The organism is Pseudomonas sp. CCC3.1 (assembly GCF_034347405.1).
Taxonomy (GTDB): Bacteria; Pseudomonadota; Gammaproteobacteria; order Pseudomonadales; family Pseudomonadaceae; genus Aquipseudomonas.
Window position 1 is genome coordinate 4943886 of sequence record NZ_CP133778.1, and the last position, 23509, is coordinate 4967394.

At 56.8% G+C, this 23509-nt stretch carries 23 protein-coding genes and 1 pseudogene; 7 read left to right on the plus strand and 17 right to left on the minus strand.

What is annotated here, in order from left to right; genetic code table 11:
* Positions 1-32 precede the first annotated feature (32 nt).
* The gene (locus RHM56_RS21535; protein WP_322235903.1) at positions 33-1397 is read left to right on the plus strand and encodes a formimidoylglutamate deiminase; all 1365 of its coding nucleotides are present in this window, start codon (positions 33-35) and stop codon (positions 1395-1397) included.
* Positions 1398-1475: 78 nt separating this feature from the next.
* Here RHM56_RS21535 and RHM56_RS21540 read toward each other — a convergent pair whose 3' ends face one another.
* The 3 genes from RHM56_RS21540 to RHM56_RS21550 form a co-directional block, all read right to left on the minus strand.
* Positions 1476-3413, minus strand: a complete 1938-nt coding sequence (locus RHM56_RS21540) for a RecQ family ATP-dependent DNA helicase (RefSeq protein WP_322235905.1) — start codon at positions 3411-3413, stop codon at positions 1476-1478.
* A 134-nt stretch (positions 3414-3547) separates the two neighbouring features.
* Positions 3548-3886, minus strand: a complete 339-nt coding sequence (locus RHM56_RS21545) for a type II toxin-antitoxin system RelE/ParE family toxin (protein WP_322235906.1) — start codon at positions 3884-3886, stop codon at positions 3548-3550.
* Positions 3855-4124, minus strand: a complete 270-nt coding sequence (locus RHM56_RS21550; protein ID WP_322235908.1) for a type II toxin-antitoxin system Phd/YefM family antitoxin — start codon at positions 4122-4124, stop codon at positions 3855-3857. Before RHM56_RS21550 ends, RHM56_RS21545 begins: the two co-directional genes overlap by 32 nt.
* Positions 4125-4360: 236 nt before the next feature.
* Between RHM56_RS21550 and RHM56_RS21555 the strand changes: the two genes are divergently transcribed.
* Entirely contained in the window at positions 4361-4711 is a 351-nt protein-coding gene (locus RHM56_RS21555) for a DUF1493 family protein (protein ID WP_322235910.1), read from the plus strand.
* A gap of 65 nt (positions 4712-4776) precedes the next feature.
* On the opposite strand, the gene RHM56_RS21560 is transcribed toward RHM56_RS21555, so the two are convergent.
* The 3 genes from RHM56_RS21560 to RHM56_RS21570 form a co-directional block, all read right to left on the minus strand.
* On the minus strand, positions 4777-6321 hold the full coding sequence (locus RHM56_RS21560; protein ID WP_322235912.1) for a phosphoenolpyruvate carboxykinase: 1545 nt from the start codon (positions 6319-6321) through the stop codon (positions 4777-4779).
* 179 nt (positions 6322-6500) lie between these two features.
* The gene (gene hslO / locus RHM56_RS21565) at positions 6501-7403 is read right to left on the minus strand and encodes an Hsp33 family molecular chaperone HslO (RefSeq protein ID WP_322235913.1); all 903 of its coding nucleotides are present in this window, start codon (positions 7401-7403) and stop codon (positions 6501-6503) included.
* A gap of 169 nt (positions 7404-7572) precedes the next feature.
* Positions 7573-7980: an RNA-binding S4 domain-containing protein gene (locus RHM56_RS21570; RefSeq protein WP_322235915.1), complete on the minus strand. Its 408-nt coding sequence runs from the start codon at positions 7978-7980 to the stop codon at positions 7573-7575.
* Positions 7981-8237: 257 nt separating this feature from the next.
* Between RHM56_RS21570 and RHM56_RS21575 the strand changes: the two genes are divergently transcribed.
* Both RHM56_RS21575 and rimK read left to right on the plus strand, forming a co-directional pair.
* A complete protein-coding gene (locus tag RHM56_RS21575; RefSeq protein ID WP_026014396.1) occupies positions 8238-8720 on the plus strand; it encodes an ATP-dependent zinc protease in 483 nt (160 codons plus the stop codon).
* On the plus strand, positions 8717-9622 hold the full coding sequence (gene rimK / locus RHM56_RS21580) for a 30S ribosomal protein S6--L-glutamate ligase (protein WP_019412241.1): 906 nt from the start codon (positions 8717-8719) through the stop codon (positions 9620-9622). Before RHM56_RS21575 ends, rimK begins: the two co-directional genes overlap by 4 nt.
* A gap of 107 nt (positions 9623-9729) precedes the next feature.
* On the opposite strand, the gene RHM56_RS21585 is transcribed toward rimK, so the two are convergent.
* The gene (locus RHM56_RS21585; protein WP_322235918.1) at positions 9730-11043 is read right to left on the minus strand and encodes an ATP-binding protein; all 1314 of its coding nucleotides are present in this window, start codon (positions 11041-11043) and stop codon (positions 9730-9732) included.
* Between the two features lie 111 nt (positions 11044-11154).
* On the minus strand, positions 11155-11895 hold the full coding sequence (ompR, locus tag RHM56_RS21590) for a two-component system response regulator OmpR (RefSeq protein WP_019412239.1): 741 nt from the start codon (positions 11893-11895) through the stop codon (positions 11155-11157).
* A gap of 357 nt (positions 11896-12252) precedes the next feature.
* On the opposite strand from ompR, the gene RHM56_RS21595 reads away from it, so the two are divergent.
* From RHM56_RS21595 to gshA, 3 genes are all read left to right on the plus strand, one after another.
* Positions 12253-14574: a Tex family protein gene (locus tag RHM56_RS21595; protein ID WP_322235920.1), complete on the plus strand. Its 2322-nt coding sequence runs from the start codon at positions 12253-12255 to the stop codon at positions 14572-14574.
* Positions 14574-14957, plus strand: coding sequence for a PaaI family thioesterase (locus tag RHM56_RS21600; RefSeq protein ID WP_322235921.1), 384 nt, complete (start codon positions 14574-14576; stop codon positions 14955-14957). Before RHM56_RS21595 ends, RHM56_RS21600 begins: the two co-directional genes overlap by 1 nt.
* Positions 14958-15154: 197 nt before the next feature.
* A complete protein-coding gene (gene gshA, locus RHM56_RS21605) occupies positions 15155-16738 on the plus strand; it encodes a glutamate--cysteine ligase (protein ID WP_322235923.1) in 1584 nt (527 codons plus the stop codon).
* A 370-nt stretch (positions 16739-17108) separates the two neighbouring features.
* On the opposite strand, the gene RHM56_RS21610 is transcribed toward gshA, so the two are convergent.
* The 9 genes and pseudogenes from RHM56_RS21610 to argE form a co-directional block, all read right to left on the minus strand.
* Positions 17109-17360: a colicin E3-like toxin immunity protein gene (locus RHM56_RS21610; protein ID WP_322235925.1), complete on the minus strand. Its 252-nt coding sequence runs from the start codon at positions 17358-17360 to the stop codon at positions 17109-17111.
* Positions 17361-17466: 106 nt separating this feature from the next.
* Positions 17467-17769, minus strand: coding sequence for a pyocin S6 family toxin immunity protein (locus RHM56_RS26020; protein WP_416194869.1), 303 nt, complete (start codon positions 17767-17769; stop codon positions 17467-17469).
* Positions 17770-17797: 28 nt separating this feature from the next.
* On the minus strand, positions 17798-18046 hold the full coding sequence (locus tag RHM56_RS21615; protein ID WP_322235927.1) for a colicin E3-like toxin immunity protein: 249 nt from the start codon (positions 18044-18046) through the stop codon (positions 17798-17800).
* A 157-nt stretch (positions 18047-18203) separates the two neighbouring features.
* On the minus strand, positions 18204-18431 hold the full coding sequence (locus RHM56_RS21620) for a hypothetical protein (RefSeq protein WP_322235929.1): 228 nt from the start codon (positions 18429-18431) through the stop codon (positions 18204-18206).
* Between the two features lie 91 nt (positions 18432-18522).
* A pseudogene (locus RHM56_RS21625) lies at positions 18523-18693 on the minus strand (IS5/IS1182 family transposase); the annotation flags it as partial.
* 48 nt (positions 18694-18741) lie between these two features.
* Positions 18742-18972: a hypothetical protein gene (locus RHM56_RS21630; RefSeq protein WP_322235931.1), complete on the minus strand. Its 231-nt coding sequence runs from the start codon at positions 18970-18972 to the stop codon at positions 18742-18744.
* Entirely contained in the window at positions 18969-20186 is a 1218-nt protein-coding gene (locus tag RHM56_RS21635; protein ID WP_322235933.1) for a colicin E3/pyocin S6 family cytotoxin, read from the minus strand. The genes RHM56_RS21630 and RHM56_RS21635 overlap by 4 nt, the downstream gene beginning before the upstream one ends.
* A gap of 697 nt (positions 20187-20883) precedes the next feature.
* Entirely contained in the window at positions 20884-22182 is a 1299-nt protein-coding gene (gene argA, locus RHM56_RS21640) for an amino-acid N-acetyltransferase (protein ID WP_322235935.1), read from the minus strand.
* 135 nt (positions 22183-22317) lie between these two features.
* Complete coding sequence (gene argE / locus RHM56_RS21645) at positions 22318-23469, minus strand: acetylornithine deacetylase (protein ID WP_322235937.1); 1152 nt, start codon at positions 23467-23469, stop codon at positions 22318-22320.
* Between the last annotated feature and the right edge of the window lie 40 nt (positions 23470-23509).

The following is a 23509-nucleotide window of genomic DNA, read 5'->3' on the forward strand; positions in this document are numbered from 1 at the left end:
ATACAAATTTCAAACGATGGGGTGCCGAACCGATGTCCGTCTTCTTTGCCGAACGTGCGCTGTTACCCACAGGCTGGGCTACCAATGTCCGCATCGAGGTTGGAGCCGATGGCTATCTGACCCGGATTCAAGCCGATTCCGACGCTCAGGGCGCCCAACATCTGAACGGCCCGTTGTTGCCGGGCATGCCGAATCTGCACTCGCACGCGTTTCAGCGCGCCATGGCTGGCTTGGCCGAAGTGGCGGGCAACCCTAATGACAGTTTCTGGACCTGGCGCGACCTGATGTATCGGCTCGTGGGCAAAATCAGCCCCGAGCAACTCGGCGTCATCGCCCGTCAGTTGTACATCGAAATGCTCAAGGCCGGTTACACCTCGGTCGCTGAATTCCATTACGTGCACCACGACCTGTCGGGCCAGCCTTACGCCAACCCCGCTGAGCTGGCGCTGCGCATCAGCGAGGCTGCTCGCTCGACCGGCATTGGCCTGACCCTGCTGCCGGTGCTCTACAGCCATTCGGGTTTTGGCGGCCAAACGCCGAACGACGGCCAGCGCCGCTTTATCAACAGCACCGAGCGCTACCTGACCTTGCAGCAGCAGTTAAAGCCGCTGCTGGCGCAACAACCTGCACAGCAACTGGGCCTGTGCTTTCACTCGTTGCGGGCCGTCACGCCTGAGCAAATCCACGAAGTGCTGAGCGCCAGCGACACGACGTGCCCGGTGCATATCCACATCGCAGAGCAGCAAAAGGAAGTCGACGACTGCCTGAGCTGGAGTGGCAAGCGCCCTATCCAATGGCTGTATGACAACGTTGAAGTCGATGCCCGGTGGTGCCTGGTGCACGCCACTCACGCCAATGCCGATGAAGTGCAGCTTATGGCCCAAAGCAAGGCCGTGGCTGGGCTTTGCCTGACCACCGAAGCCAACCTGGGTGACGGCATTTTTCCGGCCGTGGACTACCTCGCTCAAGGCGGGCGCATGGGCATCGGCTCAGACAGCCATGTGTCGTTGAGCGTGGTCGAAGAACTGCGCTGGCTGGAATACGGCCAGCGTTTACGTGACCAGCGCCGTAACCGGATGTACCGCAGCGATCAGCCGATGGTCGGGCGTACGTTGTACGACGCAGCCTTGGCCGGCGGCGCACAGGCGATGGGGCAAGCGGTGGCAGGATTGGCAGTCGGCCAGCGCGCAGACTGGCTGGTGCTCGACGGCAACGCCCCGTACCTGGCCACGGCGCAGGACGACGCGATTCTCAACCGCTGGCTGTTTGCCGGGGGGGACCGCCAGGTGCGCGATGTCATCGTTAACGGCCAATGGGTGGTACGTGATGGCCGCCATGCTGATGAAGAAGTGAGTCGCCGGGACTTCACCCGCGTGCTGCGTGAGTTGTTGGGGTAAAAAGCACTTTGGCGCTTATCTCGGGATCGTTTGAAAGATCAAAAGATCCCGAGGCAATCGAGCGTCGACCGGCTGCTCCTATAAGGCCGCCATGTGCTGCGTGGCCCAGTCGCGCACTTCGGCGTAGGGGTAATGGTCCAATGCCCCAAATCCCGGAATGGTTCGCGCCTTGATTTTGGTGAATAACGGCACGCTAATGCCGCACAGGAATCGGGTCAGGCGTTCCGGCGGGGGATAACGTCCTGTGTGTTGCTGATGCCTGTGGATAAATCCCGTGCACAACGCTTCGAAGTTTTTATCCACAAGCGGCACCAGCGCTGGCGGCTCGGGCAACTGCGCGACCTGCCCCGCACACACGGAACAATGCCCACACTGCTGCGGCGCCTGTTCATCACCGAAATACTGCGCCAGTCGATAACTCAGGCAGGTGCCGCTGGCGAACAACGCCAACATCGCATGAATACGCTCGATCTCGCCGCGCTCATGGGCGGTGAAGTAATGGTGCAGCTCACGGCTCAGTGCTTGCGCATCAACGTCTGTCACCAACAGTTGGTAGACCTCGGTCATCTGCTTGCTCTCAAGCTCGACCCAACCCATCTCCTGAAAGTAATCCAGCGTCTTGACCACCCGATTGCGGTCGGCTTGATGCTGTTGGTACAGCGTGTCGAAGTTCACCGTGGCCCAGGTTCTGGCGCGGCGAGATGTCTGGATAATCGACGACACGAATTGTTGGCGCTCGCCCTCAAACTTGGCCAGCAACGCCTCGGGTTCAATCAAATACTTGAAGCGGTATTCGGCGAAATAGGCGTAACGCGGCGCGATCAGGCCGCGCAACTCCAATTGCACCAACAAGGTTTTGAGCGGCAGTTGCCGGATATTGCTTTGATCGGACAGCGGCAACAGCATGAATTCCCACTGGCCTTCAGGAATCGCTGCACGCAGTTCATCCAGCACACAGCGAATGCCTTGCAGCTCAGGCGTGTCGCCGTACACAAAGTTTTCCAGCACGTTGAGGCTGTCACGGTTGGCCAGCACCAGGCAGTCGGATGACGCGCCATCACGCCCGGCACGGCCGATTTCCTGGCTGTAGTTTTCGACCGACTTGGGCAGGTCGAAATGCACCACATTGCGGATGTCGCTCTTGTCGATGCCCATGCCGAAAGCGATGGTAGCGACGATGCAATTGAGCTGCCCGCCCATGAACTGACGCTGGATGGCCTCACGTTGTTCGTGAGGCAGACCCGCGTGATAGGCGTTGGCACTGATCCCGTGCTGGTTGAGGTGTTGAGCGATCGACTCGGCGGTTTTTTGCAGCGTGACGTACACGATGCTCGGCTGGCCGATGCGTGCGCCCATCCACTGCACCAGACGCTCACGCTTGGCCGCGCCGGTCACTGGCTCGACCCACAGATTAAGATTGGCGCGGTAAAAACCGGTGGTGATTACATCCGACTCGGCAATCGCAAATTTGCGCTGCATGTCGGCGATCACATTAGGTGTCGCCGTTGCCGTCAACAGCAACGCCTGTGGGATGTTGAACTGTCGCTGGTAGTCCGGCAGCTTCAAATAATCCGGACGGAAGTTATGCCCCCACTCGGAAATACAGTGCGCCTCGTCCACCACCAGCAACGAAATCGGCACCTGCTGCAAAAAATGACGGAAGCGCTCGTTTTTCAGACGCTCGACCGAAATCATCAGAATTTTCAATTCACCGGCTTTGGCCCGCGCCATGACGGCACGGGTCTCATCGCGGCCTTGCGCCGAGTCGATACTGGCGGCGGCGATCCCGTGGCGCTGTAAAAACGCCAATTGATCCTGCATCAAGGCCAACAGCGGCGACACCACCAGCGTGAGGTGCGGTAGCAATAAGGCCGGTAATTGGTAACACAACGACTTGCCCGACCCGGTCGGAAAAATCGCCGCCGCCGAACGTCCGGCCAACACCGCACTGATCGCCGCCTCTTGGCCTGCGCGAAACTGTGGATAACCGAAAACCTGTTCCAGGGTGTTGTACATCACTGTCACTCCATTGACCGCTGCAAAGTGCTGAACCGTAACGCAGGGTTTGCGGCGAATCGAGAAAAGGCCGGGGGCAAATTAAGAGGGGATGATACAGGGGCTGACGCAAACGCCTTAATGACCGTTACTGATTACTGAAGACGCTTTTTAGCGGCTATGTAAGCTGCATTGTCATCACGCTTGCCGACTCCAAGCACTAGCACCACCAACCTGTTATCAATCACTTCATACACCAGCCTCACGCCGCTGGCGCGCAGTTTGATCTTGTAACAGTCGGGCATGTTGCTGAGCTTGGCAGCAGGCACCCTAGGTGATGACAAGCGTGATTTGAGCTTTTTCAGCAGCTGGATTTGAAGCACTTTATCCAGTCTGGACAGCTCCTTTTTTGCCTCAATTACAAATTCAAGCGTATAGATCTTGATCGTGTCTGCCGGTACTTCAGTCTTTTTCGGCAGCTGCGATGAGCTCATCAATATCGGCCTTGATAGTGGGATTGCCGCGCCGTTCGTTTATCAACCTTGCCAATTCGGCATCGTCAATCATCTCCAGCAACAGCTCGTAGCGCTCTGGCGAAAGGATATAAAAGGCGGGCTCGTTACGATTAAGAATGACCATTGGATCTCCCCCGCTTTCGCGGTAGGTGCCCATGGGGTCTTTTTTCAGATCGGTGACAGATGCAGCAACTTTAGCGAGCATGGCGAATGTCATGATACGGCCTCATATCTTTGAAATTTGGATGAAGTGTCCGGTATGCCTGTAAGTCATCGGAATCACTCTGGGCGATTCTCATTGCGCTACGCCATACAGAACTCACCAAGGCAACTGAACGGGACATCGCTCAACAAGCACCGAAAATAGCACTCTTAATAGAATCTCTAAAGATACTTTTCAGAGTGCTTTAAATTTAATAATGCTCTGTATCCACCTGCTCACGGAACCCCACAATGAAACTCGCCGCCAATCTCCCGGACACTCCCGCCCTGCGCGAGCTGATGCAGTTGCTGCATGAAGAAATCGGCCTGCCAGAACACAAAACCATTAGCCTCAAGACGTCGATCAATCTCGACCTTGGCTGCAACGGCAGTGACGCTCAGCATTTGATGGAAACCCTTGAGGAACGCTTCGGGCTGGAGTTGGCCGATTACGATGCGTATCGCTATTTTCAGCCTGCTGGCAACGACCCGCATTTCAAGCGCAATGCCAAAGGCCGAGGCAACAAGGTGCCGCTGACAATCGGCATGTTGTATGAGGCGATTCAGGCCGGGCTTTGGGATACACAGGTGCTGGAAGCCTGAATCGCAGGCACAAAAAAACCGCCTTTTCAGGCGGTTTTTTGTGGATCAGTGCGTTGGCCGAATGCTTACAGCTTCGGGCCAGCCGCTTTGATCGCGTCGCTTACGTCGAACTTCTTGAAGTTCTCAACGAACAGGCCAGCCAAGGCTTTGGCGGCTTCGTCGTAGGCGGCTTGGTCAGCCCATGTGTTGCGAGGGTTGAGCAAAACAGTGTCAACGCCCGGTACGGCCAAAGGCACGTCGAGGTTGATGGTGTCCAGGTGCTCGGTTTCTGCGCCGATCAGAGCACCGCTCTGGATCGCTGCAATCACGCCACGCGTGGTCGGGATGTTGAAACGCTTGCCAACGCCGTAGCCGCCGCCAGTCCAGCCGGTGTTGACCAGGTAAACCTTGGAGCCGAAACCACGGATGCGCTTGATCAGCAGTTCTGCGTATTCGCCCGCTGGACGCGGGAAGAATGGCGCGCCGAAGCAGGTGGAGAACGTCGACTTGATGCCGCTGCCCGAACCCATTTCAGTCGAACCGACCAGTGCGGTGTAACCCGACAGGAAGTGGTAAGCCGCTTGTTCTTCGCTGAGGATCGACACCGGTGGCAGTACGCCGGTCAGGTCGCAGGTCAGGAAGATCACAGCGTTTGGCTCGCCACCGAGGTTTTTCGGTGCGCGTTTTTCGATCAGTTCACGCGGGTAAGCCGCGCGGCTGTTCTGAGTCAGGCTGTCGTCTGCGTAGTCAGCTTTTTTGGTGACTGGATCAATAACAACGTTTTCCAGTACCGCGCCGTGCTGGATAGCTTTCCAGATCACCGGCTCGTTTTTCTCGGACAGGTCGATGCACTTGGCATAGCAACCGCCTTCGATGTTGAACACCACGCCCACGCCCCAGCCGTGTTCGTCGTCACCGATCAGGTAACGGCTTTCGTCAGCCGACAGGGTGGTTTTACCGGTGCCCGACAGGCCGAAGAACAGGGTCACGTCGCCCTCTTCGCCCATGTTGGCCGCACAGTGCATCGGCAGAACGTCAACGGCTGGCAGCAGGAAGTTCTGAACCGAGAACAGGGCTTTTTTCATTTCGCCGGCGTAACGCATGCCTGCGATCAGTACTTTTTTGGCGGCAAAGTTGATGATCACGCAACCGTCGGAGTTGGTGCCATCACGCTCTGGCTCGCACACGAAGTTCGGTGCGTTGATAACTTGCCACTCGTCTTTGCCCGCTGGGTTGTACTGTTCAGGGTTGATGAACAGGCAACGGCCAAACAGGTTGTGCCACGCAGTCTCGGTGGTCATTTTGACTGGCAGGTAGTGCGCCGGGTCAGAACCTACATGAACGTGGGAAACGAAACGCTCGCGCTCGCCCAGGTAGGCTGAAACACGGTCCCACAGGGCGTCGAACTTGTCAGCCGGGAACTTGCGGTTGATCGGGCCCCAGGCGATTGCGTCCTGGGTGGTCGGCTCTTCAACAATGAAGCGGTCAGCAGGTGAACGGCCCGTGCGGTGGCCCGTTTTAACAACCAGTGCACCGCTGTCGGCAAGCTCGCCTTCACCACGGTTCAGGGCTTCTTTAACCAGATCGTTGATGCTCAGATCGGTGTACACGGCGTTATTAGCTTGCGTCATGAGGTTCCCCGTCGGCCATTGGCCGAGTGCGCCAAACGTTTTGTAGTAGAAATGTATGCACTACTACCGCGAAAAAAGTGGGCCGGATTATGCCAGAAAAGCCCAAAAAGAGTAGGGCCCACCTGTCAGAACCGCGCAAGAACGGTATTTGACAGGTGTTTCACCTGCGCTGAAACGTTTTAGTGGTGAGTGTCTGAAGGCGACTGAACACCCGCACCGGAGAATAATTGGTCAACATCGGCCGCATCAAAGAGATAGCGCTGATTGCAGAACTGGCAATCGATCTCTATATGACCACCGTGCTCGGTCACTAGATTGAGCGCGTCTTCATGGCCCAGACTGGTCAATGCATTACCCGAACGCTCACGCGAGCAGCTGCATTTGAACTCAACGGCTTCAGGGTCGTACAGACGCACTGTTTCTTCGTGGTACAGGCGATGCAAGATGGTTTCGTTGTCCAGACCCAGCAGTTCTTCTGCCTTGAGCGTATCGCCCAGCATCAGCAGTTTTTCCCAGCTGTCGAGACGCTCGTCTGCGTCTTTGATGACGTCGGCAGGCAGTTGTTGCAAGAACATGCCACGTGCGCGCAGGCCATCCGCCTTCAACCAGAAACGGGTCGGCACTTGCTCGGACATGACGAAGTAGTTGGTGAAGCAATCAGCCAGGGTTTCACCGTTAAGGTCAACGATGCCCTGGTAGCGCTTGCCAACCTTAGGGTCAACGGTAATGGCCAACACACCATCAGGCAGCAGGTCAGTCAATGTGGCATCCGCCGCAATCTTGTCAGCGTCAAAACGGGCCAGGCCGCGGATTTCACGCTCGCTGGTGCACTCGATCATCAGCAACGGCACCGGGCCTTCCGAACGGGCTTGCAGGCTCAGCAAACCATCGATTTTCTGGTTGCCCACCAACAGCGCAGCGGCAGCCATCAACTCACCCAACAACTGCTGGACCGGCTGTGGATAGGCATGTTTGGCCAACACGTCAGCGTAGCTGTGCTCCAGCGAAGCCAGCTCGCCACGGGCATCGCTGGTGTCGAACATGAAGCGTTGTGTGGCATCTTTTTTAAGCAGATCGGACATAAGAATAGGTTCTGAATTAGTTACTGAATGTGTTCAGGTCGTTGATACGGCGCACTGGCAATACGCTGACAGGCCACAAGCTAATGAACGTATATGGCGCCATACAGGGGCGGTTACAAGTCATGCGCCCGCAGATGCGACATACGGCCGGTGAAAAACCCGAAATGCCTCACTCCACGCCGCTCACATCATGAAACTGATGCAGTTGGCGGCGTTGCTTTTTAGTCGGTTTGCCATCGGTGCTAATCCCCATCGCCCCGGCCTTGCGTAATGCGGCCGCGTTTTCACGCTTGGCAATGCTTTGTTCGGTTTCGGCGTACAGCGTTTGCGCTTCTGGGGCGCCGCGACGCACGACTGACAGGGCTTTGACTGCCACGGTGCGCTCTTCTAGCCCGACCCGGATTTGCAGTTCATCGCCGACGCGCGGCTCTTTGCTCGGTTTGCAGCGCTCGCCCCGACAGTGAACCTTGCCGCTTTCAATCGCGGCCTTGGCCAACGCTCGGGTTTTGTAAAAACGTGCAGCCCATAGCCACTTATCCAAACGGATTTTGTCGTCCTCTGCTTGTTTCTGCGCCATTGGAGCACCTCTTCGATTAAATACTCAGAACTGTACTACTACTTTTGATGAGCAAAGGAAGGAACCTCCCCGATAGAATGCCAGCCTGCTGAAAGACTGCGGCTTAAAACACCGCACAGGGTACACGTAGAAAACTGTCGCATTTACCGGATATTCTGCGTAAACACCGTGTGTAAGCATCAAATCGACACTCGTCGATGGCTTTATCTGCAGGTTCTGCCCTGCGGCCTGAATACGTTAATCGCTGGTTACTTATATTGAAGACTTTTGATCACTTGACCGTTGTCGGTCTGCGCGAGTGGGTGGCGCTCCCCGATCTGGGAGTCGCAGGCCTGCGAGCGAAAATCGACACCGGTGCCAGTACCTCCAGTTTGCACGCCACTGAAATCGAGCCTTTTGAGCGCGACGGTGTCGAGTGGGTACGTTTCAATGCCCATTTGGGCACGCTGGTGCAACTGCGTCATCGCCGTTGTGAAGCGCCACTGGTGGCGATAAAAACCATTAAAAGCTCTAACGGCCACACGCAAGTTCGTTATGTGATTCGTACCGGCCTGGCGTTGGGGGATCGGGTATGGCCTGTGGAGTTCACCCTCGCCTGCCGAAAATCGATGCGTTACCGCCTGTTGCTGGGTTCCAAAGCACTGGTCGACGGCCAATTGGTCGTTAACCCAGGGCTGAAATATGTACAAGACAAGCCGGTGTTCCCGGTCACCACTACCTCTGTCACAGGTGCTGCATGAAGATCGCTGTGCTGTCGCGCAACCCGCGTCTGTATTCCACTCGTCGTCTGGTTGAAGCCGGGACCGAACGAGGCCATCAAATGGTAGTGATCGATACCTTGCGCGCCTATATGAACATCGCCAGTCATAAGCCGCAGATCCACTATCGCGGCAAGCCGCTGGAAGGCTTTGACGCGGTCATCCCGCGCATTGGCGCCTCCGTGACGTTTTACGGCTGTGCGGTGTTGCGCCAGTTCGAAATGATGGGCGTATTCCCGCTCAATGAATCGGTGGCGATTGCCCGCTCGCGGGACAAATTGCGCTCGCTGCAACTGCTGTCGCGTCGTGGGCTGGGTTTGCCGGTGACCGGTTTTGCGCACTCGCCGGATGACATTCCTGACTTGATCGAAATGGTTAACGGCGCGCCGCTGGTGATCAAGGTGCTGGAAGGCACACAAGGCATTGGCGTGGTGCTGTGTGAAACCGCTACGGCGGCCGAATCGGTGATCGAAGCCTTCATGGGCCTCAAGCAAAACATCATGGTGCAGGAGTACATCAAGGAAGCGGGCGGTGCTGATATTCGCTGCTTCGTGGTGGGCGACAAAGTGATCGCAGCGATGAAGCGTCAGGCCAAGCCGGGGGAATTCCGCTCAAACCTGCATCGTGGCGGCAGCGCCAGCCTGATCAAAATCACCCCAGAAGAACGCATGACTGCCATTCGCGCAGCCAAAGTCATGGGATTGAGCGTGGCGGGGGTCGATATTTTGCGCTCCAACCACGGCCCGCTGGTGCTGGAGGTCAACTCATCGCCGGGGCTTGAGGGTATCGAAACCACCACGGGCAAGGACGTGGCGGGGATCATCATTCAGCATCTGGAAAAAAACAGCAGCCCGCACATGACGCGGACTAAAGGCAAGGGTTAACCGACTTTGTAGTCGCTGCCGCAGGCTGCGATAAGGGCCGCAGGACCTTCAACAACAGGGTCGCTGCGCAACCCATCGCAGCCTGCGGCAGCGACTACAGAAGGCTTCTAAACGGCGCCGCGCGGCAACATCAGGCCCAGCGGCAGCCGCACTCTTGCTTCCAGACCACCCCCCGCACGGTTACGCAGTTCAACATTGCCGCCGTGCATGGAGGCGATGCGCTTAACGATCGCCAGCCCCAACCCTGTCCCCTTGCCGCCGCGAGCGCGGTCTCCGCGAATGAACGGGTTGAAGATGTCTTCAAGCTCGGAAGGGTCAATGCCCGCCCCCCGGTCCAGCACACTCAGCACCACGTAAGGCGCGCTGGTGTCTCCAGAAACATAGGCCGCCACTTCAACGTCATCGCCCGCATGGTGCAAGGCGTTGCCGATCAAGTTATTGAGCAAGCGTTTCATCGATACCCGACGCAGCGCAAATGGCTGAATCGGCTGCAGGCGCAAACGCACTTGCTCTTCGTTCTGGTTATAGGGCGCCACAACTTCGTGGATCAATTCACACAGGTCAACTTCTTCGACCGGCTCATCACGGCCATCCCGAATAAACGCCAGGAACTGATCAAGAATGGCGTCCATGTCTTCAATGTCGCGCACCATGTCGTCTGTCAGGTCGCTGTGGTTGCCCATCAACTCCAAAGACAAACGCAGGCGGGTCAGCGGGGTTCGCAAATCATGGGACACACCGGCCAGCATCAACTCACGCTCGCGGCCTGCCTGTTCCACGTCTTCAGCCATTTGGTTAAAAGCGCTGTACACCTCTGTCATTTCGCTCGGTGTATCACTGATCGGCAAACGCACGCTGCGCCCCTGTCCTAACTGCCTGGCCGCATAGACCAGACGCTTGAGTGGCTGATTGAGCTGGCTGACGAAAATCCACGCAGACGCGGTAGATAACAAACCAATGGCCAGGAACCAGCCCAGCACACTCCATATTTTCTGCCCTCGCAGCGGGTGTGGATACAACGGTACTTTCAGCCAGCCATCGCCCAGGCTCGGGGCGCGGACCCACAAGGCCGGAGGTGAGTGCATGCGTAAACGAACTTCGGTGTCGGCACCCAGCTCGGCCTGCATCTGACGCTCGTAAATCTCACTGTAAGGCCAGTGTTGCTCGCCTTCGGGCACGCCACCGCCAACCACGCGGGTCAGCGTTGCCGCATCGGCAATTTTTTCCCTGTTTTCTTCATCGGCCGCCCAATAGGCGCGCAATACCAAGCCCACGCCGTGACTGTATTGTCGGTCGACCAACATGTCTTCGTTCATCAACAGATAAACCAGCGTCAGTGCCTTGGAGAACAGCACAACGATGAGCACCAGCCAGAGCGTGCGAGAGAAGAAACTTTGCGGGAACCACAGAGGGGTTTTCATAAACGGTGCTTACACTTTGCAGGAGCGAGTACCAAGACCCGCAAGAAAATGGATCGCGAGTCACTGGGCGACCCGAAGGCAACCGCGTGACTCGCTCCTACAAATGACCCATCACTTGGTTGCGTTGCCATCCGGCACGAACACATAACCCACGCCCCAGACAGTCTGGATATAGCGTGGCTTGGAAGGATCCGGTTCGATCATGCGGCGCAGACGGGAGATTTGAACATCGATTGAACGCTCCAGTGCATCCCATTCACGGCCACGGGCCAGGTTCATCAGCTTGTCGCGAGTCAACGGCTCGCGGGCGTGCATGACCAGGGCTTTAAGCACTGCAAACTCACCGGTGGTGAGCATGTGCACTTCATCACCACGCTTGAGTTCGCGGGTGGCCAATGACAACTCGTAATCACCAAAGGTCACGCTTTCGTCTTCGCTGCCCGGTGCGCCTGGCACAGGGGCTGCCTGACGACGCAACACGGCGCGCACGCGTGCCATCAGTTCATCAGGGTTGAAGGGTTTGGCCAGGTAATCGTCGGCGCCCAGTTCGAGGCCCTTGATGCGGCTCAGTTCGTCACCTTTGGCGGTGAGCATGATGATCGGCACCCGATTGCCTGCGGCACGCAAGCGGCGGCACGCAGACAGCCCGTCTTCGCCGGGCAGCATCAGGTCCAGTACCACAAGGTTAAATACCTCACGAGCCAGCAAACGGTCCATTTGCTCGACGTTCGGCACAGCACGGGCGCGGTAGCCCTTGCTGACGAAGAAACGTTCCAGCAAGCTGCTCAGCCCTGGATCGTCATCAACGATGAGAATTTTTTCGCCTTCAGCCGGTTGTGCAATGCTGCTCATTAGATGCTCCTGTGATCTCGGCGCGCATTATGGCTTAGCTGCTCTTATACGCATCGTGTGCATTGTTAGCAGATTTTTCCTTCGCGGCTAGTACACAGATCATAGCGGGCGCAGCCTGCAGTCCCCTGAATCCGGGAACGCTGGTTATAATGCGCCGCCTTTTGTGTCAGGCAACCTCGAATTTTCAAACAGTGTGCCAGCATTTATTTTTTCAACCGCTGGCGTAATTTGCTGATTTCACGGGTCAACAGGCTGCCCTTTTGGCCCAGGTAGCGGCGCCCTCCGGGCCGCTCAACCAGCCTCGCAAGCCTTACAGAACGGGCCTGCGAGCCTGCATCACAATTTGTCAGGTGGTTTATGGACAGCATCAACAGCCGCATCGCCGAAGAACTTGGCGTGCGCCCGCAGCAGGTCGAAGCGGCCGTCGCTCTTCTGGATGAAGGCTCCACCGTACCCTTCATCTCTCGCTACCGTAAGGAAGTGACAGGCAGCCTGGATGACACCCAATTACGTCATCTGGAAGAACGCCTGCGCTACTTGCGTGAACTCGACGAACGGCGCATCAGCATCCTCGCCAGCATCGAAGAGCAAGGCAAATTGACCCCTGAGTTGGCACGCGACATCAAACTCGCCGACACCAAGACCCGCCTCGAAGACTTGTACCTGCCCTACAAGCAAAAGCGTCGCACCAAGGGCCAGATCGCCCTGGAAGCCGGTCTGGGTGAGCTGGCTGACGGTCTGTTCAACGACCCGAGCCTGACCCCGGAAACCGAAGCCGCCCGTTTTGTTGACGCCGAAAAAGGCTTCGCAGACGTCAAGGCCGCTCTGGATGGCGCCAAGTACATCCTCATGGAACGCTTCGCTGAAGACGCCAGCCTGCTGGATAAACTGCGCAGCTTCTTGAAGCAGGAAGCCACCCTCAGCGCCCGGGTCATCCCTGGCAAAGAGGAGGAAGGCGCCAAATTCCGCGATTATTTCGAACACGACGAGCCGCTCAAAAGCATGCCGTCGCACCGCGCGCTGGCGATTTTCCGCGGCCGCAATGAAGGCATTCTCAGCTCTTCGCTCAAGGTGGGTGAAGAACTGCCGGGCACGATGCACCCTGGCGAAATGATGATTGCCCAACGCTTCGGCCTGGAAAATCAAAACCGCCCGGCGGACAAATGGCTGAGCGAAGTGGTGCGCTGGACCTGGAAGGTCAAGCTCTACACCCACCTCGAAACCGACCTGCTGGGCGAACTGCGCGACGCGGCCGAAACCGAAGCCATCAACGTATTCGCCCACAACCTGCACGACCTGCTGCTGGCCGCCCCTGCTGGCCCGCGCGCCACCCTGGGCTTGGACCCGGGCCTGCGCACCGGCTGCAAAATCGCCGTGGTCGATGCCACCGGCAAACTGCTCGAATACGCCACCGTGTACCCGCACGTGCCGCACAACAAGTGGGACCAGACCATCGCCGTAATGGCCGCCCTGTGCGCCAAACACTCGGTCGAACTGGTCGCCATCGGCAACGGCACCGCCAGCCGCGAAAGCGACAAGCTGGTGATTGACCTGATCAAAAAATACCCAGCGCTGAAAGTCACCAAAGTGATGGTCTCCGAGGCGGGCGCTTCGGTGTACTCGGCCTCTGAACTGGCCGCGAAGGAATTCCCGGACCTCGACGTGTCGATCCGTGGCGCCGTGTCGATTGCCCGCCGCCTGCAAGATCCACTGGCCGAGCTGGTAAAAATCGATCCCAAGTCGATTGGCGTCGGCCAATACCAGCACGACGTGTCCCAGCTCAAACTGGCACGCGGTCTGGACGCCGTAGTGGAAGACTGCGTAAACGCCGTGGGCGTGGACGTAAACACCGCTTCGGTGGCGCTGCTGGCCCGCATCTCCGGCCTCAATGCCACCTTGGCGCAAAACATCGTGAGCCATCGCGATGAAAACGGTGCGTTCAAAACCCGTGCTGCGCTGAAAAAAGTCAGCCGTCTGGGCGAAAAAACCTTCGAACAGGCCGCCGGTTTCTTGCGCGTGATGAACGGCGACAACCCGCTCGACGCCTCGGCCGTTCACCCTGAAGCCTACCCGCTGGTGAAACGTATTGCCTCGGACACCGAGCGCGACATTCGCTCGCTGATCGGCGACGCTGGCTTCCTCAAGCGTCTGGATCCCAAGAAGTTCACCGACGAAACCTTCGGCCTGCCGACCGTCACTGACATTCTGCAAGAGCTCGAAAAACCAGGCCGTGACCCGCGTCCAGAGTTCAAGACCGCCGAGTTCCAGGAAGGCGTCGAAGACCTCAAAGACCTGCAACTGGGCATGATCCTCGAAGGTGTCGTCACCAACGTGACCAACTTCGGTGCCTTCATCGACATCGGTGTGCATCAGGACGGTCTGGTGCACATCTCGGCATTGTCCGAGAAGTTCATCAAAGACCCGCGTGAAGCGGTGAAAGCAGGTGACGTGGTCAAAGTCAAAGTCATGGAAATCGACATCCCGCGCAAACGCGTTGGCTTGTCGATGCGCATGAGCGACACCCCCGGCGAGAAAATCGACGGTGCTCGCGGCGCACGCCCAGGTTCAGCCCCACGCCAGCAAAACACCGCGCCACGCAAAGAAACCGTTGCCGCCGCGCCGAGCAACAACGCGATGGCGTCGTTGTTTGCCAACGCTAAACAGTTGAAGAAACGCTAATGACAATCCCCGACGGCTTGGCCGAAAGTGCCTTCAGCAACTTGATTGGCTGCCGTGTGCAGTCTGTGGAAGACGGCAAAGCGCGCGTTGCGCTTAGCCTGGAACCGCACCTGCGCAATCGCGGCGGCAAAATGCACGGCGGGGTTTTATTCAGCCTGGTGGACATCACCATGGGCCTGGCCTGCTCCGGCACCCATGGTTTTGACCGACAAAGCGTGACCATCGAGTGCAAAATCAACTACCTGAGATCGGTGTCGGAAGGCGAAGTGCTGTGCATCGCCAAGGTCATTCACCCGGGCCGACGCACGTTTGTGGTCGAAGCTGACGTGATGCAAGGCGACAAACTGGTCGCAAAAGCGCAAGGCACGTTCGCTCTCCTGTAGCGGTCATCAGGTCATTTGAGTTAATTTCGGCACTGCGCACGCAGTGCCGAAATGCGCTTGGAGCGCCAAAAACCGAAACAGGGACGAAGCCCAGCAATACCGATAAAGCCAGGCGACCACGCCAGTTTCAACTTCACCCTTGTAGACCGTCCTGACCACCCCCATATTGGGGCGACTGACGCGTGAAGGAATCCAACTTGAGCGAACTTCTCAACCGCCGCCTGGCTCTGCTCGGCGAGCGCGCCAACCTCACTCTGCTCGAGCAGTGCCTGCACGGTATCGAGCGCGAATGCCTGCGCGTCACGGGCGATGCACGCCTGGCGCAGACACCGCACCCCGAAGAGCTGGGTTCGGCCCTGACCAACGACCAAATCACCACCGACTATTCCGAGTCGCTGCTGGAGTTTATTACCCCGGCCCTGCCCGACCCTGCGGACACGCTGGCCAGCCTCGACAAGATTCATCGTTTTGCCTACAGCAAACTCGGCAACGAGTACCTGTGGAGCCCTTCGATGCCGTGCCCGTTGCCGGCCGAAGAAGACATCCCGATTGCCTATTACGGCACCTCCAACATCGGCCAGCTCAAGTACGTGTACCGCAAAGGCCTGGCCCTGCGTTACGGCAAGACCATGCAGTGCATCGCCGGGATCCACTACAACTTTTCCCTGCCCGAAGCCCTGTGGCCTGTGCTCAAGCAAGCTGAAGGCTTTGTCGGCACCGACCGCGACTACCAATCAGATGCCTACATCGCGCTGATTCGTAACTTCCGCCGCTACAGCTGGTTGCTGATGTACCTGTTCGGCGCTTCGCCTGCGCTGGATGCTGGCTTCTTGCGTGGCCGTTCGCACCAGTTGGAGCAACTGGACGCCGACACGCTCTACCTGCCGTATGCCACCAGCCTGCGCATGAGCGACCTGGGTTACCAGAGCAACGCCCAGGCCGGTCTTACGCCGTGCTACAACAACCTCGACAGCTACACCGACAGCCTGCGCAAGGCCGTGGCCACACCGTACGCGCCGTATGTTGAAATCGGCACGCACAAAGATGGCGAATGGGTGCAACTGAACACCAACATTCTGCAAATCGAAAACGAGTACTACTCCAACATCCGACCCAAGCGCGTGACCTACACCGGCGAACGCCCGATCCAGGCATTGGTCTCGCGTGGCGTGCAGTACGTTGAAGTGCGCTTGCTCGACATCAACCCATTCCTGCCGATCGGCATCGACCTGCCGGAAGCCCGCTTCCTGGACGCTTTCCTGCTGTATTGCGCGCTGCAAGACAGCCCGCAGTTTGAGAACAGCGAATGCGGTCATTGCACGTCCAACTTCCTGAGCGTGGTCAAGGAAGGTCGCCGCCCGGGCCTGCAATTGCAGCGCAATGGCCAAGCGGTCGATCTGAAGGAATGGGCGGCAGAACTGCTGGAAAAAATCGCCCCCCTGGCGGCACTGCTCGACCAAAGCCACGGCAGCGATGCCCACAGCAAAGCGCTGGACGAACAATTCGCCAAGGTCCAGGACGTCTCGCTGACCCCATCAGCCAAAGTCCTGGCCAGCATGATCGAACACAAAGAAAGCTTCGCCCAGTTCTCGATGCGCCAGAGCCAGGCCCACGCCGAGTTCTTCCGCAGCGAACCGCTGAGCATCGAAGACCAGGCCGCGTTCGAAGCAAAAGCCAAGCAATCACTGCTCGAACAAGCCGAGACGGAAAAGGTTGAACAAGGCGATTTCGACCTGTTTGTGGCGTCGTATCAGGCGAGTATTTTGTCGATCAGTTACTGAGGTGTGTGGCAGGCGCTGGTTTTATCAGCGCCTGTTACCGGCTTACTCCATGTGGTAACACGTCAGATAAAGATCAAAGTTTCTCGGAAGTTCAAAAGAACAATATCTCTCCAGTTCTGATATTTGTTACGACGTCAGTAAATAGCCATAAAGACAATCGTCATCTTTATTCCAACCCATGATCAATGTGAGATCTGAAATCGATAGTTCCAACTCTTGTTAGAAGGACGCAACATCCTCATTTCGAGCCACACCCACCAGTACATGCCTCATGGTTCAATCGTCCTTATCGGATCGACCGACTTATTCTGAGTTCCAGTCAGATGATTGAACTCGCCTAAATGTAGTCGCTGCATCTCCACACTAAAAATCATTGATCTCGATATATGAAAGAAACCTGATAATCATAAAGACCCATATCAATCGAATGTTGGAACAATGGCTGCAAATCAACAAGCCACTCACGCTTAACATCAAATCCTCCGTTGTTTACATTATGTGCGGCCGTGATTCCCAACTTATCCATAACTGTGCCATCTTCCCCAAAGTCAATAGAGCACTCCTCCCCCACACCGTATTCTGTTTCCTTATCAAACCAATCAAGCTCAACGCTAAGACCCACGTGCAGCCTCACAGATATTTTTAATATTACGAGCACCTGCACGAACAAGCCGAAATCGAGAAGATAGAAGATGGCGACTCTGACCTGTATGTGGCGTCGTATCAGGTCAAGCGACACACCCAATAAATAGCGTCAAATCCACTATTTGGGGCTCGCCTAAAAGCTTCGCGAACAGTATTGCTTGGTCGGGTGTTACCTCAGTCTCCCACCCGCCTGCTTCCTCTAACGTTTCCCAATCCATAATCCCAAGTGCGTCAACCTCAAGGTCTCCCCCTAGGGCCCGCTTAAATTTCAAAGAATCATCCGGGTCCGGCTCCGGCAAAAAACCTGTTAGTCGCAACTCCATTTTTACCTCTCGTTTATTTAGGGGTGATACGTCCATTTTTGGCAGGCTTGAAGTAAACAACATGCCGCCCTACCCGGCGTTTCATCAAGCACTAACGTTTATAGTTAAATGAAACTTGGTAGTCGAATTCATTTAAGTCTATGCGGTGCACAAACAAAGGCTGCAACGTTGCGAGCCATTCACGCCCCACATCAAAGCAACCGTTATTGACATCATCTTTTATTGAAAGGCTTAGCGCCTCAACGATAGTGGCATCATTACCAAAATCTTCGGACGTTTCGTCTTCAACAATAAATTCCGTTTTCTTGTCATACCACGAAAGCTCGACTGTTAATCCCATCACTCACCTAACAGATATTTTTTGATATTTCTATTTTTTCAGGGCCCATTTGCTGCGCCGCTGCAGGCTTCAACACTAAGAAGAGCCAGCTTCGACTCCACTCTTGTTGACTTACTGTTAGGCGCTGGAGCCAGGAGCCTGGAGTGACAACCTCTGATTATTCACAACTGCTTAGATAAAGATCCAGGTCGGCAGGAAAGATATTTAATGCCAGATTCGATATTTCCTCAGCTTGAGCGGGCGAAATAAAAAAGTCTGCGCCAATACAATCCGCGCTGTTGTTCCAGCGCATAACACGCATTAAGTCTTGAACAGGCAAACTTATTTCGTGCTCGTAAATAAGTGCGTCTTTGCCTTTCTCGAATCCCATAACTAAAAAGTTCATGATTCTATCCTCTGGGTCTTATCAGCAGGTTTAGTTTGTTCGCCAGGGGATTAAACTCGCCTAAGGAAGGTCTGAAGTACTCGCTGATTTTTTCAACCTTGCGGAGCATCCGCCCGATCAAACTCTTTTTTCCGTGCTTTTTATAGCGGCTTGGACGCGCAGCAATCGACCGGATCATCTGGCGACCCTGATGCTAGGCTCGTTTGTCCACGCCAGTGTAACCACCATAACTTTCCTCGCCGTGCAGCAAAGAGCTGCACTCAAAATAGTGCGATCCAATACCTTTCCTAGGGGCGTGAACCGCCAATAACTAGGCATAACTGCTGAGCTGAAAAACATAGCGCTGATCATAAATTCTATGATCGAGTAGTTCTTCAAGTAGCTGAATTTGTTCAGAATTTAGGTCATATCCGAATATTTCATCCTCAGGCTCTGTCCACCCCATGATTGCTTTGAGTTTTGGGTGGTTTTGCTGCGGAATCTCAATTTCAAACACCATAAGCTCTGTCGTTTTATCAAATGCAGAAACTGTATGAATCATGGCTCAATTCTCCTGGCTGGGTCTGAAGGTTTATTCTGTTCGCCTGTTACGTGATTAAACTCGCCAAGGTGCTTGCCTCTTTTGTCATACATCTCGATGGCTCCATGTTGATAATCCCACTCTAGAATGAATCCTTTCGATGTTTTCCAACGGTGTCTAAGCTTCCCTCCACCTTTAACAGATGTTTTTTTCGTCGCCGAGATTGCATCAGAAAAGCCGGGGAGATACTTGGGCGCTTGGTGATAATCCAACCTTGGCCCCGGCACATTCAAAACAATATAAAGCGGCAACACCCCCGAATCAGCAGGGAACACAAGAATGAAGTCCTTGTAGTCCGGCGGGTAGATCGGGTTGACGATGATCGCGTCGGCGTTTTTGGTCGGTGGGAAGATCCAGATATGCGGGGTGTGGGGCGCGCCTTTTAACGGTGGAATGCCGAGGGTGTCTGTTGGATCAATCGCTGGCGTCCAGATCAATTCGACACCGTCACCAAAGTCGGCAACCTGTTGCGTGCCACGCTGGCTGAACTGGATGACGTCGATCATTTCCCATTCGGGTTTTGAGCCGGTGTAGAAGCCGTACCCTTTGAGCGAACCGTCTGCCTGCGGCTCAACGTACAAGCGCATGCGGGTGCGGGCTTGTTTGAGTGAGCGCAGTTGCTCTTCGGTGTACAACGCGCTGTCGCCCAGTGAAGACGGCCACAACAAGGCAAGAAAACCTAACAAACCGCCGGCAATCATTGCTCCGCTAGTGGTTGCGGCGACTCCGGTGGTGGTCGCGCCAGTGGCGGCGCCACCCAAAGCCAAACTGCCCAAACCCGCAGGGACTGCGCCACTGATTAGCTCCAGTGGCACTAACCCGGAACTGTCTGCCTGGCGGGCTCCCAAAATCGCGAAGGTGCCGTAATCACTCAGGCTGTCAACGGGCACAAAGCCTGCGGGGTCGTTGTAGTTGATGACGGCGTCGGGCAGCTTGCAGGACTTGATAAATACGCAACCCCGGCGCTCGGCATCAAGGCGTTCCTGCGCCGCGAAATCCGCTCGACGGCGCTCCATGTAGGCCTCTTGTCGCGCCAGCATGGCCTCGTACTTTGTTTGCAGGTCTTCGCGTTCTTTGAGCTCGGCGGGGGTCATGTCGTCGAAATAGGAACCCCCTTGGCCGCCATCGCCGCCGATACGCCGCAGTGTTTGGGTGACGCCTTTCTGACTGGCCATATGGCGCTTTCCTGTGGGAGAGCGCCGCACGTTATCGGCATAAAAAACGGGCCGAAATCAGCCGAGTCCGGAGTCTGTGTAGGGCAGTGGATTTATTGTTGAGTGATTTTTATGAGGCGCGTGGCCCTGGATGCAGCGCAGGACAAACACTGCGAACGCCGTGCCTAGGCCTTGCATGACTTGTGTGACATGGGGTTGATTTGTGTTTACGGGAGTGTTGAGGGAAGACTGCTGATCGTTGCGATCTGTAGAGCCGGTGCGCAGAGTTCACGACGGCTGCGCAGCCCGACGTAGCCTCGCAAAGCTCGGCAACTGCTACAGGGGTTGTGTGCATCACAAAAGATTTTTGAACAAGAGCGAGGCTGCGGATCAAGAGATCGCAGCCCGACGTGCGCACTTAACCCGCGCGCCTTGTTGCAAACGCCGTCCAGCCCCCGTAGAACAGCGCGCCCAGCACAAGCGACATGCCGTAGCTTGTCAGCACCTCTGACCAAGGATCGCCTCGGTAGAATTTCCAGAGATGGAACGCTCCCAGACCGATTGCGTAGCTCCTTATAAATTGCCAAAAACTAAGCTTCATCATCACTCCTTAGATACTCTGCCGCTGACGAGGAACGAGGCTGCGATGGGGTGCGAAGCGGCCCCGGACGGCGGTCCTGGCCTCGTTCCTCGTCAGCGGCTACAAAGCTTGCGTTCGTTACAGCGCTTTTTCGAAAATTTTGGAGTTGCGCTGGAAGTTGTACAGCGACGCTCGCGCCGCTGGCAGACGCTCTACGCTGCTAGGCTCGAAGCCGCGCTCGCGGAACCAGTGCGCCGTGCGGGTCGTCAGCACGAACAAGGTTTTGAGGCCCTGTGCCCGTGCACGGTTTTCGATGCGCTCCAGCAGTTCATCACCCCGGCGACCATGACGGTACTCCGGGTTTACTGCCAGACACGCCAGTTCACCGGCGTCCGAATCGGCAATTTGATACAGCGCTGCACAGGCGATGATCATGCCTTCGCGCTCGACCACGCTGAATTGTTCGATCTCGCGCTCCAGCACTTCACGCGAACGGCGCACCAAAATGCCTTGTTCTTCCAGCGGGCTGATCAGTTCCAGCAAGCCACCCACGTCTTCAATCGCGGCTTCGCGGGTGACTTCGAATTGCTCTTGGGCCACCAGCGTTCCGCCACCATGACGGGTAAACAATTCGGTCAGCAGCGCGCCATCTTCGGCGTAGCTGACGATGTGGCTGCGGGCCACGCCGCCGCTGCACGCCTCGGCCGCCGCTTCGAGCAACTCGGCCTGATAATCGCTGCCCAGACGTTTCATGTGCGCGGGCACTTGTTGTGGACGCAACTCACGGACCAAGCGCCCGTTTTCATCGAGCAAGCCGGACTCGGCGCCGAACAGCAGCAGTTTGTCCGCCGCAAGGTCGATGGCGGCACGGGTGGCGACGTCTTCGCAGGCCAGGTTGAAGATTTCTCCGGTCGGTGAGTAGCCCAAAGGCGACAGCAACACGATGGAGCGCTCGTCCAGCAGGCGATTGATACCTTTGCGGTCGACCCGGCGCACTTCGCCGGTGTGGTGGTAGTCCACGCCATCCAGCACGCCAATCGGCCGCGCGGTGACCAGGTTGCCGCTGGCCACCCGCAGGCGCGAGCCCTGCATGGGCGACGAGGCCATGTCCATCGACAAGCGCGCTTCAATCGCAATGCGCAATTGGCCAACGGCGTCGATCACGCACTCCAGCGTCGGCGCGTCGGTGATGCGCATGCCTTTGTGGTAATGCGGCACCCGGCCACGCGCTTCGAGGCGACTGTCGATTTGCGGACGTGAGCCGTGAACCAGCACCAGGCGCACACCCAGGCTGTGCAACAGCACCAGGTCGTGGACGATGTTGCCAAAATTGGGATGCGCTACACCGTCGCCAGGGAGCATGACGATGAAGGTGCAGTCGCGATGAGCATTGATGTAAGGAGAAGCATGACGCAGCCAGTTAACGTAATCGTGCATAACCAAAGCCTGTAAAAAATGAGCCGCCTAGAAAGGGCAAAAACAGCAAACGCACAGCAGGCTGATAGTTATCGTCGAAACAAACTTGGCAACACGCGTGCTCTCCTTGTGTGGACGGGTTAAGCCTGCGGCACTTTACTGGGCCGGGGTCAGGCAATAGTGTTCAATCAGTTGGCTTAATAGACGCACTGTCGGCTGCAAACGTGACATTTCGAGGTGTTCGCCTGGTTGATGCGCGCAGGCGATGTCGCCAGGGCCCAGCACGATGGTCTCGCAGCCAAGCTGCTGAAGATAAGGCGCTTCGGTGCCAAACGCTACTGCTTCGGCGCGATGGCCGGTGAGTCGTTCAGCCACGCGCACCAATTCGCTGTCAGCCGCCTGTTCGAAGGGCGCCACGCCGGCCGCTATCGGGGCGAAGTCGATCTTGACCTGATGCCGCTCAGCCAAGGGGTCGAGTTTGCTGCGAATGATTGAACGCAACAGCGCCGGGTCCATGCCCGGCAAAGGCCGCAAGTCGAATTCCAGCGAGCATTGGCCACAAATCCGATTCGGGTTGTCGCCACCATGAATGCAGCCAAAGTTGAGGGTCGGTTGCGGCACGCTGAACTGCGGGTTTCGGTACTCGGTCAGCCATTGCTGACGCAGGCTTTTAAGCTCGGTGATCGCGTCGTGCATGGCGTCCAGCGCACTGTGCCCAAGGCTTGGGTCAGAAGAGTGGCCGCTGCGACCCAGAATGTCGATGCGCTCCATCATCACGCCTTTGTGCATGCGGATCGGTTTGAGCCCGGTCGGCTCACCAATCACCGCCGCGCGGCCCAACGGCTTTCCGGCCTCAACCAGTGCTCGGGCCCCGGCCATGGAGGTTTCTTCATCGCAGGTGGCCAGAATCAGCAAGGGTTGTTTGAACGGTTGATCAAGCAGCGGGCGCACCGCTTCGATGATCAACGCAAAAAAACCTTTCATGTCGCAACTGCCAAGGCCGACCCAGCGGTTATCCACCTCGGTGAGTTTGAGCGGGTCGGTCTGCCACAGCGCATCATCGTAGGGCACCGTGTCACTGTGGCCTGCCAGCACCAGCCCGCCGGGGCCGCTGCCGAAACTGGCGAGCAAGTTGAACTTGCCAGGGCTGACCTGCTGAATATCGCAGTTAAACCCCAGATCACCGAGCCACGCGGCCAGTAAGTCGATCACGGCACGATTGGATTGATCCAAATGGGGCTGAGTACAACTGACCGACGGTGTGCCGATCAACGCAGCGAATTGCTCTTTGAGGGAAGGTAAGGGCATGCGCTGACTTCCTGTTGGCTGGGCGAGGCCCATCATAGAG

Excerpts from the sequence above, each read along its gene's own strand:
- RHM56_RS21545 (WP_322235906.1), bottom strand. The coding sequence starts at position 3,886 with ATGAGCTCATCGCAGCTGCCGAAAAAGACTGAAGTACCGGCAGACACG.
- hslO (WP_322235913.1), bottom strand. The coding sequence starts at position 7,403 with ATGTCCGATCTGCTTAAAAAAGATGCCACACAACGCTTCATGTTCGAC.
- RHM56_RS21630 (WP_322235931.1), bottom strand. The coding sequence starts at position 18,972 with ATGATTCATACAGTTTCTGCATTTGATAAAACGACAGAGCTTATGGTG.
- RHM56_RS21535 (WP_322235903.1), top strand. The coding sequence starts at position 33 with ATGTCCGTCTTCTTTGCCGAACGTGCGCTGTTACCCACAGGCTGGGCT.
- RHM56_RS21550 (WP_322235908.1), bottom strand. The coding sequence starts at position 4,124 with ATGACATTCGCCATGCTCGCTAAAGTTGCTGCATCTGTCACCGATCTG.
- RHM56_RS21555 (WP_322235910.1), top strand. The coding sequence starts at position 4,361 with ATGAAACTCGCCGCCAATCTCCCGGACACTCCCGCCCTGCGCGAGCTG.
- argE (WP_322235937.1), bottom strand. The coding sequence starts at position 23,469 with ATGCCCTTACCTTCCCTCAAAGAGCAATTCGCTGCGTTGATCGGCACA.
- argA (WP_322235935.1), bottom strand. The coding sequence starts at position 22,182 with ATGCACGATTACGTTAACTGGCTGCGTCATGCTTCTCCTTACATCAAT.
- RHM56_RS21585 (WP_322235918.1), bottom strand. The coding sequence starts at position 11,043 with ATGAAAACCCCTCTGTGGTTCCCGCAAAGTTTCTTCTCTCGCACGCTC.
- RHM56_RS26020 (WP_416194869.1), bottom strand. The coding sequence starts at position 17,769 with ATGTTGTTTACTTCAAGCCTGCCAAAAATGGACGTATCACCCCTAAAT.
- RHM56_RS21620 (WP_322235929.1), bottom strand. The coding sequence starts at position 18,431 with ATGAACTTTTTAGTTATGGGATTCGAGAAAGGCAAAGACGCACTTATT.
- ompR (WP_019412239.1), bottom strand. The coding sequence starts at position 11,895 with ATGAGCAGCATTGCACAACCGGCTGAAGGCGAAAAAATTCTCATCGTT.
- RHM56_RS21635 (WP_322235933.1), bottom strand. The coding sequence starts at position 20,186 with ATGGCCAGTCAGAAAGGCGTCACCCAAACACTGCGGCGTATCGGCGGC.
- RHM56_RS21540 (WP_322235905.1), bottom strand. The coding sequence starts at position 3,413 with ATGTACAACACCCTGGAACAGGTTTTCGGTTATCCACAGTTTCGCGCA.
- RHM56_RS21570 (WP_322235915.1), bottom strand. The coding sequence starts at position 7,980 with ATGGCGCAGAAACAAGCAGAGGACGACAAAATCCGTTTGGATAAGTGG.
- rimK (WP_019412241.1), top strand. The coding sequence starts at position 8,717 with ATGAAGATCGCTGTGCTGTCGCGCAACCCGCGTCTGTATTCCACTCGT.
- RHM56_RS21560 (WP_322235912.1), bottom strand. The coding sequence starts at position 6,321 with ATGACGCAAGCTAATAACGCCGTGTACACCGATCTGAGCATCAACGAT.
- RHM56_RS21595 (WP_322235920.1), top strand. The coding sequence starts at position 12,253 with ATGGACAGCATCAACAGCCGCATCGCCGAAGAACTTGGCGTGCGCCCG.
- RHM56_RS21600 (WP_322235921.1), top strand. The coding sequence starts at position 14,574 with ATGACAATCCCCGACGGCTTGGCCGAAAGTGCCTTCAGCAACTTGATT.
- RHM56_RS21615 (WP_322235927.1), bottom strand. The coding sequence starts at position 18,046 with ATGGGATTAACAGTCGAGCTTTCGTGGTATGACAAGAAAACGGAATTT.